We start from the raw sequence: 11,048 nt of genomic DNA, 5'->3' as shown, positions 1-11,048 counted from the left end.
CGGCGGCGCCGGCCGACCCCCCGATCACCCCATTGGCTTCCCGCAAGGCGCGCAGGATATGGTCACGCTCGGCGGCTTCCAGTGTAACTGCCCCGTCGGAGGTGGCCGTTGCCTGTGCTTTCAGCTCCTCGATCGGAACCCGCAGATCGGGCTCTTGCGATAGGATCACGGAACGCTCGATCAGATTTTCGAGCTCCCGGATGTTGCCCGGCCAGGGATAGTGGCAGAGGGCCGTCAGGGTCTCCGTTGGGATCGTCTCGACGCGCTTGCGCATGCGCCGCGCGTAGCGCTGCGCGAAGTAGCGGACCAGCAAGGGGATGTCTTCTGGACGCTCCCGCAGGGGAGGGGCGGTGATCGGAAAAACATTCAGACGGTAGTAGAGATCGCTGCGGAACGCTCTGTCGGCGACCATCCGCGCGAGATCGCGGTTGGTCGCCGCCACCAGGCGCACATTCACGCGGAGGGTCCGGGGGCTCCCCAAGCGCTCGAATTCCTGCTCCTGCAACACCCGAAGGAGCTTCGCTTGCATCTCCGGCGGGATGTCACCGACTTCGTCGAGGAAGAGCGTGCCTTGATGAGCCAGCTCGAAGCGGCCGATCTTCTGGGCGATGGCGCCCGTGAAGGCCCCTCGCTCGTGGCCAAATAATTCGCTTTCCAAGAGCCCGGTCGGGATCGCCGCGCAGTTCATCTTGACGAACGTCCGCTCGTGCCGCCCGCTCAGGTTGTGGATCGCTCGGGCGATCAATTCCTTGCCGGTCCCCGTCTCCCCGAGAACGAGGACGGTGGAATCGGTCGGGGCGACCGTTTCCACCTGGTTCAGGATACGCTTGAGCGCTGTGCTCTCGCCGACGATCTCCTCGAAACTGAACTCGGTGCGGATTTCGTCTTCGAGGTAGAGCTTCTCCTTCGCGAGCTGGTTCTTGAGCTCATCGATCTCGCGAAAGGCCAGGGCATTTTCCAGGGCAATCGCGATCTGGCCGGCCACTTGACTTAGCAGATCCGCGTCTGTTTCGCTGAAATTGCCATCGCGCAAACTGGCCAGGTTCAGGGTTCCGAGGATGCGGCTCGGGGTGATCAACGGAAGGCAACAGACGGATTGGACCCCCTCGGCAGTCAACTGCCGGACGAACTCCGATTGAAAACGTCCCAGATCCTCCGCATTCAGTAGCACCGGCTTGCGTGTTGTAAAGGCTAGGCCGCCGGGTGACTGTTCAATCGGCGCATGGGCGCCCTCGTGGATCAAGCCCTTGCCCTCCGGGAAATCCAAGGCGTGCAACCGCAATCGGTGGCTCTCGGCCTCGTAGAGTGCCAGGCTTGTGTATTCGTGCTGGATCACTTTGCGAAGGCTCGTGGTGATGGCGGAAAACAGCGGCTTCAATTCGAGGTTGGAGACCACCGCGTTGTTCACTTCAAGAAGCAGGCGAAGGTGGTCACGCTCGCGGAAGAGCGCCTGCTGGTAGCGCTGTACGCTCTGATAGTTCAGCGCGTTGTCCACGGCAACCGCGACCTGCGTGGCCACCTGGTGCAGGAAATCCAAATCCGCCTCATCATAGGCAGACTCATCCAGGCTCCCGAATTCGAGGGCGCCCAACCGCCGCTGCGCGGTGGTAAGCGGGACCGCGCAAAAGGACCGCATACCTTGCTGGCGCAATAGGGCGGTCACCTTGGGGAAACGGGTCTCGCTCTCAAGCTTCGAGACCACCAGAGGCCGCTGCGTTTGCCAGGCCCAACCGCCGGGCGAGTCCTCCACGGGTAGGTCCTGGCAGCCCAAGACATCGGCGCTCGGCTTGGCCGCTTCAAGAAGATGTACGCGCATGACGTCGCGCTCGGCGTCATACAGGATCAGCCACATGTACGCGAAGCGGACCACGCGGTGCAGGCTTTGAGCGATTTCATGAAACAGATCCGGGAGGTCGCGGTGCGCGGCGATCGACTCCGATACCTCCAACAGGGTCCGGTACTGCTCGGCACGTTCTTCGCCTGTGAGGTCAAAGCCCGTATCCATATATTTCAGTATAGGCTGAGACCAACGCACCCGGAAGCGGCCGCCTGGGCCGGTTGCTCGCCGGCCACAACCGGACCTTGGCGACACAGCGCGCGCCGATGAAGGAAGCGCAATGCGATCAATAGCGAATCCGATCTGGGAAAACCCGCACAGGGCTCACGCCTTGAGCCGGTATCCGGTCTTGAAGATCCACCACACGGCGCCTAGACATAGGGCAAGGAACCCGAGCGTTGCGATCAGGCTTGCACTCACGCTCACGTCGGCAATCTCGTAGAAGCTCCAGCGAAACCCGCTGACCAAATAGACGACAGGATTGACCATCGTTACGGTCTGCCAAAATGGAGGCAGCATGTTCACCGAGTAGAACGTACCGCCGAGAAAGGTCAGTGGGGTGATGACGAGCAGGGGCACGACCTGCAACTTCTCAAAGCCATCGGCCCAAACGCCAAGGATGAACCCGAACAGGCTAAACGTGAGCGCCGTCAACACCAGGAACGTGAGCATCGTGAGTGGATGAGCAATGCGCAGGGGCACAAACAAGCCCGCGGTTGCCAGTATGATCAACCCCAAGATAACGGACTTGGTGGCGGCCGCGCCGACATACCCGAGCACGATCTCGAAAGGGGACACGGGTGCCGACAGAATCTCGTAGATCGTGCCCGAAAACCGCGGGAAGTAGATCCCGAACGAGGCATTGGCGATGCTCTGCGTCAGCAGCGAAAGCATGATAAGGCCCGGTACGATGAATGCGCCGTAACTCACGCCGTCGATCTCGGCAATGCGTGAGCCGATTGCGCCTCCAAAAACCACGAAATACAGTGAGGTCGAGATCACTGGGGCGACGATGCTTTGCATCAAGGTGCGCCATGTGCGGGCCATCTCGAACACGTAGATCGCTCGGACCGCCTGAAGGTTCATCTCGATGCTCTCACCAGATCGACGAAAATGTCCTCTAGCGAACGCTCGGTCGTGTTGAGATCGGTGAACACGATCCCTGCCGCGCTGATGTCCTTCATGAGTGCGCTGATGCCGGTGCGCTCGACGCGTGTATCGTAGTTATACATCAGCTCGCTGCCGTCTGCATTCAGCTCCAGGCCGTAGGCGGCGAGCTCCGGCGGAATACTGGCGAGCCTGTTATGTAGGTGAAGCACGAGCTGCTTCTTGCCGAGCTTGCGCATCAGCTCGTCCTTCCTTTCGACCAGGATGAGCTCACCCTTTGCCATAACCCCGATCCGATCCGCCATCTCTTGGGCTTCTTCGATGTAGTGGGTGGTCAAGATAATTGTCACGCCGGACGCGCGCAGGGATCGCACGATCTGCCACATGTCCTTACGCAGCTCGACATCGACGCCGGCCGTTGGTTCATCGAGGAACAGGATCTGCGGCTCGTGCGAGAGCGCCTTCGCAATCAAGAGCCGGCGCTTCATCCCCCCCGACAGCGTCATGATCTTGTTGTCTTTCTTGTCCCACAAAGACAGATCCTTCAGCACCTTCTCGATGTAAGCGGGGTTTGGCGCCTTGCCAAACAATCCCCGGCTGAATGTGACGGTCGCCCAAATGGTCTCGAACGCGTCCGTGGTCAGTTCTTGAGGGACGAGACCAATCATCGAGCGGACCGTCCGGTACGCCGCGATGATGTCGTGACCATCGACCGAGACTGCGCCCTCGCTTGGGTTCACGATGCCGCAGATGATGCTGATCAGGGTCGTCTTGCCGGCGCCGTTTGGGCCGAGCAGGGCGAAAATCTCGGCCCGGCGAATGTCCAGGGTGATGTTCTTCAGGGCCTGGAATCCGGAGGCATAGGTTTTGGCAAGATTTGAGATGGAGATGATCGGTGCCACGGCGCTGATTGTAGCAGACGCCGAAGGATCCACGGTCGCTGCCGACCAGGAGTTGGAAACGATGCTTTTGCGATCCGCTAGGGTTTCGATGAGATGTTCCGAGCGGACAGCAATGCGCGGCACAAGACGGCGTTCCCCCGGTACACTCGCCGACGAACCTTGCATGGGGTCCTCGCGGGTTCACGATGTTTCGTGGCTTTTGGGACCGGAATGCCTCAGGGGTCAGGGCAGAGCGCAGCGTCGCGGCCGCCAGTGCGATTTGCATTGCAGCTACGAATTCATGGTGCGATCAGGCGCTAAAGCCGCCATCCACGTCTAGTGTCGCGCCGGTGATGAAGGCCGCGTCCGGACTTGCGAGAAAAGCGACCGCGGCGGCGACCTCTTCGGGTGTCCCATAGCGGCCGAGCGCCGTGCCCGCCTTCTGTGCTTCGGCGAAAGCGCCGTCGGCCGGGTTCATGTCGGTATCGATCGGGCCCGGCTGCACGACGTTCACGGTAATGCCCTTCGGGCCGAGGTCCCGCGCCCACCCCCGAGTGTAGGCAGCTACGGCCGCCTTGCTCGCCGAATAGTCGGCAAAGCCGGGCCACGGCGCGCGACTCCCGGCAACGGAACCGATCGAAATGATCCGGCCGCCTTCGACCATGAACGGCGCTGCCGCGCGCACGGCTGCCGCCACACCGCCGACATTGATCGCGAATTGCCGATCGAGCCCGGCGATGTCCATAGAACGATCGCCGACCATACCGGTGACGAAGACACCGGCACTGTTGACGAGGATGTCGAGCCGGCCGAAGCCCTCGACGACCGCCTTGACCAGACCTTCCACCTGGCCGGGATAGGCCTGGTCGGCCTGGAACGCCGCCGCGCGTACGCCGTGGCCTTCGAGCGCGTCGACCACCGCCTTGGCCTTGTCGGCCGACGCCGCGTAGCTCACCGCGACGTCCGCACCATCCGCCGCAAGACGCTTCGCGATCGCCGCGCCGATCCCGCGCGATCCGCCGGTGACCAATGCCACCTTGCCTGCTAAGGGTTTCGCCATGTCATTGCTCCTCTCTGTGATTTCGTACCAAAGCCATCTCGTCGATGCGATATATGGCTATGCCGCGTAACCTCCGTCGATGGTCAGGCTGGCACCGGTGACAAAGCCCGCTTCCGGCCCGGCGAGGTAGGCGACCATGTCGGCGATCTCCTCGCCCCGGCCGTAACGCGCCAGCGCGGTCCAGCCCTTCATCGCCTCGGCCAACGGCCCATCCGCCGGGTTCATGTTGGTGTCGATCGGGCCGGGCTGCACGTTGTTGATCGTGATGCCGCGCGGGCCGAGGTCGCGGGCGAGCCCGCGAGTGAGGCCGGCAACGGCCGCCTTGGTCATTGCGTACACACCGCCCCCCGGGAAGGGAATGCGGTCGGCGTTGACGCTGCCGATGGTGATGATGCGCCCGCCTTCGCTCATGTGGCGGGACGCCTCCTGCACGGCAACGAAGACGGCGCGGACATTCACCGCCACCATACGGTCGAAGTCATCGAGCGAGAACCGGTCGAGCGGCGCTACCACCGCGATCCCCGCGCGTGTTGACCAGCACGTCGAGACAGCCGAGCGTGCGCACCGTCTCGACAACGGCGTTTTTCACCGCCCCGGCGTCGCCGCTGTCGGCGCGGATCGCCACGGCGCGCCCGCCTGCCGACTCCATGGCGCGCACCACTTCGTCGGCCTTCTGCTGCGCGCTGGCGTAGGTGATGGCGACGGCAGCACCGTCAAGTGCGAGCCGCCTCGCGCGATGGCCGCGCCGATCCCGCGCGATCCACCCGTGATCAATGCGACCTTGCCTGCGAGTTTCTTCGTCACTGTCCTGCTCCCCCAGCGGATCCGGGTCCTTTGTTATGTACCGTACGGTATATAATGGACGCGTGGACGCGGGCTGTCAAGGGCTTTAATATTAATGGCGAGGGCCGGGCCGAAGGTCAGTAGGACCTTCCGGGCCAGCCAGGCCGCAGGGCGCACAGCACCATAGCATAGGGCTCGCCGTAGATGAGCTACCAGCGCCCGTCCCAGGCGAGGGAATCGGTATACGAATTCCGCCGGGCATGCCGAGCCGTGTATCGCATGGTCCTGTCCTCATCCGTTGACGCGGCTATGACAGCTCCGGCATGGCGGTCCGACGTACAGAATCGGCTCGATGCGGTCTTTAGAGCGAAAGGGTACCTATGTGTGCAGGCACGTTGACAGGCCCTATCAGCGCCCCTAGACTACGGCGGTTCCAAATCGGTTCCAAGCATGATCCATGCGGACACTGACACTCAAGAACATCCCCGAGCACCTCCATGCCAGGCTCAAGGAAAGCGCCGAGAAGAGCCGCAGGAGCTTGAACAGCGAGATCCTCGCGCGGCTGGAAAGAGACCTGGCGGCGCCCACCGCGGATCCCGAGGCGCACGCGCTGGAGCTGAAGGCCTTTACCGCCAAACTGCCCAAGATCGAGCACGCCCACGTCCGCCGCCATAAGCGCCAAGGTCGGGCGTGCTCGTCGTGGACAGCAACGTCATCGCCTACTGCTGGTTGAACGGTCCGCTCACGGCGCTCGCCCAGGGCGTGCGTGTGAAGGATCCGGAGTGGCATGTCCCGATCCTGTGGCGGTCGGAGATGCGCAGCATTTTAGTCGGCTACCTCCGGGACGGCAGCCTGACCGTGGCGCAGATCATGCAGGTCATGGAGGCGGCCGAACGCACCCTCGCCGGCAGCGAGCATCTCGTGCCGAGCGTTTGGGTGTTCGAGATCGCCGCGAGATCGCGCCTTTCGGCCTACGATTGCGAGTTTGTCGTTTTGGCAGAGGTGCTCGGCGTTCCGCTGGTGACCGCCGACAAGGCGGTGCTCAGGGCATTTCCTGACCAGGCGCTGACGATGGATGCATACCTAAAAAAACGGAGGGGGGTCATGCGGCGGGAAACCGATGATCGGCCGGACCGTCATAGGTCGCCCTTTAAGGCCTAAGCGCAGGGGTGCCGCGCCTTCGGGGACGCGCTCGTTCAGGGGGTTTTAGTCGGGCCCCGAGGCGTGGTTGCCTGCGAGTTTATTCGTCACTGTCCTCTACCTCGCAGGGGTTCCGGGGCATGTGTTATGTACCGTACGGTATATAATGCACGCGTGGACAAGAGCTGTCAAGGGCTTTAGTATCAATCGGTATGAAAGTGATGAACCCCCCTGCACCGATAGGACGTCCGCGAGCCTTCGACGTCGATAGGGCCCTGGACCGGGCCCTGCAGGTCTTCTGGCGCAAGGGCTACGAGGGTACATCGCTGCCGGATCTGACGGAGGCCATGGGCATCAACCGTCCGAGCCTCTACGCCGCCTTTGGCAACAAGGAGGCGTTATTCCGCAAGGCGATCGATCGCTACGCCGAAGGGCCGGCGGCCTATTTTCGCGAGGCCCTGGAAGCGCCGACAGCCCGCGCCGTCGTCGAACGCCTGCTAGGCGGGGCCGTCGACTTGCTGAGCGATCGGTGCCATCCGCCGGGATGTCTCTTGGTGCAGGGCGCGCTTTCATGCGGAGAGGCGGCAGAGCCCATCCGGCAGGAACTGGTCTCGCGCCGCAAGGCAGGCGAGGCGGCGATAGGCCAGCGCTTCGAGCGCGCGATATCGGATGGTGATCTACCGGCCGACACCAACGCCGCCGATCTCGCCCGCTTCATCGCAACGGTCACCGTTGGAATGGCGGTCCAGGCAGCAGGCGGTGCAAGCCGTGATGAATTGCAACGCGTGGCCCGGATAGCGCTACGATCTTGGCCTGAAGCGCGCCGGGGTCACGAGACACCAGCCGGCGCGGCACGCAGACGACGACTTGCGTGATACCTGCTTAATGACCGGTGGTCTGCCCCAAGGGCCGGAGGATACGACCCGAAGCGTGGCCAGCGCATCTGGCCCGCCATCTCCAAGCACTGCGGGCCTTGCCGGGGAATCGGCTGGAGGCGCTGAGCGGCGATCGCGCCGGCCAGCTTAGCATCCGCATCAACGAGCAGTGGCGGATTTGCTTCGAGTGGCCGGCCGATGCTTCCGGCCCATCGAATGTTGAGATTGTGGATTACCACTAGGAGGCGACTGTGAAGCTAGGTGGGCCTGCCATTTATCCGGGCGAGATCCTGTCCGACGAACTGACCGAGATTGGGGTGACGGCATCCGACCTGGCTCGTGACATTGGCGCAGGCCCGATGCTGACTTCGAGAATTGATTGTTCGCTTGGGGCAGGTTTTCGCTCGGTCCGCTTGCGGCCAGAAGGCAGACAGTCACTGATGGTCCGACGACAGATACAGCCAATTTGTGCGGGCGCACAATTTCTGCCTAGAGTACTTGCATCATGAAATGTGATGCAAATGAGTCAAGTTTTTGATCGCAGGACAAAAAAACCCCTACCCCATTGCGCCGCGTCGCAAAGGGAAAGAGGCTTCGCTCAAGCCGCAAAGCGAGCAAACGCATCTACGACACCGCGACGATGGTTGCCTTGAAAGGGCGCGGTCCCGAGAGGGAGCCCGCAATCCGCTCAGCGCTTCGAGCGGTGATATTGATCGTCCTAGGCGATGTGTCCGAGCAGCGAGTCGCCCGCTTGCTATGTCGCTGCGAGATTATACACCTCGTCGGTCTGAGGCAGAGCCTCGTTAGTCCTTAACTCCCGAACTCAGTGATGGTGGATCAAGTTCGAGATATACATACGCAGCCTCGCGCCGCAGACCTTCTGCGGGATATGTCTGAACAAGACGCAGGTTCGCTTGGTCGTAGGTGATGCCATCGACAAGGCAAGCCTCTGCAACGCGGGGGTTATAGGTATAAAGCCAAGCATAGTTTCTTCTCGTCCAAGACAGAACCGCCTTATGGAGCGCGTTACTGTCTCGAAAATACTTTTCTTTTCGGAATCTGAGCCCTAATACATTTAATACAAACCCAAGTATCTTCGCACCCTTGAAATTTGGGAACCTCGACATGTCCACTATTTCATTATAGAGAAGGCGACGCACCTTGAAGTGTATGATCTTCGAGGCTACTCCATCCCTATTACTAAAATTAAACACCTCACCCCACACAGAATTGTGCTGGATCCACCAGCAAAGGTCTCTTGGCGCTCTTACCGCTGATGCCGCAAACATCACTTCAAATATCATCTTGGCTATGTTGTCGTAAACGCTAGAGACACGGTGGTCATCCCTTACCCTCAGCTCCACGTACCTCGGGCTCCCCTTTTCATTAAGAATCCTAATAGCGTCCTTAAGGAAGCGCACTACGACCCCCAGCCGGTGACGCACCTCATCGTCCCACGTGCCGGCTACCATTCCGTTTATTTTATAGAGGTCAAACACCGCGTGTTCGATATAACCCTGTGCACGATAAAGAACGAAAGAATGCCCACCATGGCCATGCTCGACATAGTTGCGAAATGTCATCAAAACGATTCGGCAGTATGCCTCCCACTGCAAAGCACCCCACTTTATCTTTCCCGAAATATCAGGATCAAGAAGCGTCCCTATGGCTTCGACCATTTTGTAATTCGCGTACATGGCTTGGCTAAGTGGCTTGTGATAGCCAATCAATCCGGAGTGATACCCCTCAGATTCGTGAAACAGGAACGAGTCTTTGTTTTCCAAAGCTTCGTTGGTGATGTTCTTTGCGAATATCTCGATAGGAACGCCGTACTTCTTGGTTGATCCTATCTCCTGAAAGAACGCCAAGGCTGTAATGGGCGACGATTTGACAATATAGCGACAGAACTTCTTGTCTGCGATAAGTAAGAGGATGTCATCGGCGAAGCCCGTTACCTCTGGCACCTTGTTTTTCTTTTTGGAATCGTCTGTCGCTGCTCCCTCCTCCTTGTCGTTCTTGAACTCGCCCCTGTCGCTCGCGTAGTGAATCAATGTCTTCGCCGAGCGCGACAGCTCGTCCGCGATGACAGGCAACTCCGTGGGAGACCCTTTAAGGGTGACCCGATAAAGCTGATGGACATACCGCTTCGCGTTCCTCCTCCCATAGACCGGAGGCCGAATGAATGCGTACCACATCCAAGTCAGGAAAGTCACAAAGAACAACATGCCCAGGATCATCTGCCACAGGGCGTAACTCAACCCGGCCATGCGAGGGACCCACCAACCTTGAGCGCGCCATACTTCCGTCAACAGCGACAAGACGCCGATAGCCGCCATCAGCGCAAAGGTCGTCAGGTACAACGTTCCGGAAGCCACCGCGACCCGGAAGCGGTACTTCACATCCGCGAGTGTCCAGACCAGCACCATCAGTGCAAGCGTCCCTATGAACTCGGAGAACCCGAATATCTTTGGACTCGTGGTCTCCCCGGGCGGCACAAAGCACAAGAGCCAATAGCATTGTTCAGCAACCACTAGTCACGTCCCCGTCTCGCCTAGTACTCGCCCATCGTAACCGTAGTCCAACAAGAAAGCCATCTAATGAGATTGGGGGCCTTTTTCGTCTTCGTAATGCTGCTTTGGGTCCCATCGGCTGGGCATACCCTGCACTTCTCGATAGGCGGGTTGAATCGCCCCGGATGTTATAGATGTTACCGAGGCCTATCGAACAACTGGTCTCGACAAAATATGAAAGGCTGCTTTGGGTCGGGTTACGACTTCTCGACATCCTGATCGCTTGCCAGCCAGGAGCGGTCGTTGGGTGGTCTTCGAAGCGTGGGAAGTGCCAGCTATGAGGCAGCCGTGGTCTGCTCCTGCTATCTTTAATGAGTTCCCATTGCTATACTCACTCAACGTTGCCCGACCAATTCTACTTCAGATCGCTGCTCCAGCCCAAGGCCGCTTGAGCTGGAGGGAATCCACTCATCGAGCCGGGCGGTACTGTTGGATAAACGAGGCAAGCTCTCCGAAGGAGGAACTCATGAAACTCAACCTGCTCGTCCTCTATGGGTCCGTCCGCTCGACGCGGCAAGGGATCAAGGCCGCGCGCTTCATCACCAACAAGTGCCGAGAACGCGGGCACGATGTCTTCCTCGTCGATCCGATCGAGTGCCGGCTGCCGCTCCTCGACAAGATGTACAAGGAATATCCGCCGGGAGGCGCACCGGAGTCGCTCGAGCGGCTGGCCGAGCGCGTGAAGGCGGCGGACGCGTACGTGATCGTGTCGGGCGAATACAACCACACCGTCCCGCCCGCGCTCGCCAACCTCCTCGATCACTTCCTCGAAGAGTACTTTTACAAGCCGAGCGC

10 protein-coding genes and 1 pseudogene are annotated in these 11,048 nt (G+C 60.3%); 5 read left to right on the top strand and 6 right to left on the bottom strand.

All coding sequences use genetic code 11. From position 1 onward, the window contains the following. The 5 genes and pseudogenes from M3461_18765 to M3461_18745 all read right to left on the bottom strand — a co-directional run. Positions 1-2,005: sigma 54-interacting transcriptional regulator (locus M3461_18765; protein MDQ3776246.1), on the bottom strand; the 2,005-nt coding region annotated here is incomplete at its 3' end. 156 nt (positions 2,006-2,161) lie between these two features. Further along, positions 2,162-2,923, bottom strand: coding sequence for an ABC transporter permease (locus tag M3461_18760; GenBank protein MDQ3776245.1), 762 nt, complete (start codon positions 2,921-2,923; stop codon positions 2,162-2,164). Next, positions 2,920-3,846, bottom strand: coding sequence for an ABC transporter ATP-binding protein (locus M3461_18755; protein ID MDQ3776244.1), 927 nt, complete (start codon positions 3,844-3,846; stop codon positions 2,920-2,922). Before M3461_18755 ends, M3461_18760 begins: the two co-directional genes overlap by 4 nt. A 289-nt stretch (positions 3,847-4,135) precedes the next feature. Further along, on the bottom strand, positions 4,136-4,885 hold the full coding sequence (locus M3461_18750; GenBank protein ID MDQ3776243.1) for an SDR family oxidoreductase: 750 nt from the start codon (positions 4,883-4,885) through the stop codon (positions 4,136-4,138). 57 nt (positions 4,886-4,942) lie between these two features. After that, positions 4,943-5,689: pseudogene (locus M3461_18745) on the bottom strand (3-oxoacyl-ACP reductase FabG). A 436-nt stretch (positions 5,690-6,125) separates the two neighbouring features. On the opposite strand from M3461_18745, the gene M3461_18740 reads away from it, so the two are divergent. From M3461_18740 to M3461_18725, 4 genes are all read left to right on the top strand, one after another. Next, complete coding sequence (locus tag M3461_18740; protein ID MDQ3776242.1) at positions 6,126-6,401, top strand: Arc family DNA-binding protein; 276 nt, start codon at positions 6,126-6,128, stop codon at positions 6,399-6,401. Next, positions 6,368-6,829, top strand: coding sequence for a type II toxin-antitoxin system VapC family toxin (locus M3461_18735; GenBank protein MDQ3776241.1), 462 nt, complete (start codon positions 6,368-6,370; stop codon positions 6,827-6,829). The genes M3461_18740 and M3461_18735 overlap by 34 nt, the downstream gene beginning before the upstream one ends. A gap of 200 nt (positions 6,830-7,029) precedes the next feature. Further along, positions 7,030-7,683, top strand: a complete 654-nt coding sequence (locus tag M3461_18730; GenBank protein MDQ3776240.1) for a TetR/AcrR family transcriptional regulator — start codon at positions 7,030-7,032, stop codon at positions 7,681-7,683. A 41-nt stretch (positions 7,684-7,724) separates the two neighbouring features. Further along, positions 7,725-7,925, top strand: coding sequence for a type II toxin-antitoxin system RelE/ParE family toxin (locus tag M3461_18725; GenBank protein MDQ3776239.1), 201 nt, complete (start codon positions 7,725-7,727; stop codon positions 7,923-7,925). A gap of 561 nt (positions 7,926-8,486) precedes the next feature. Here the strand turns inward: M3461_18725 and M3461_18720 are convergent. Then, positions 8,487-10,178 (bottom strand): hypothetical protein, encoded by a 1,692-nt coding sequence (locus tag M3461_18720; GenBank protein ID MDQ3776238.1) that lies wholly within the window; start codon positions 10,176-10,178, stop codon positions 8,487-8,489. Between the two features lie 541 nt (positions 10,179-10,719). On the opposite strand from M3461_18720, the gene M3461_18715 reads away from it, so the two are divergent. Then, positions 10,720-11,048, top strand: a 329-nt coding sequence (locus M3461_18715; GenBank protein MDQ3776237.1) for an NAD(P)H-dependent oxidoreductase, incomplete at its 3' end; no start/stop codon positions are given.

Source organism: Pseudomonadota bacterium, from assembly GCA_030860485.1.
In the GTDB taxonomy this organism is placed as follows: Bacteria; Pseudomonadota; Gammaproteobacteria; order JACCXJ01; family JACCXJ01; genus JACCXJ01.
This window is presented reverse-complemented; position numbering and strand designations above follow the sequence as displayed.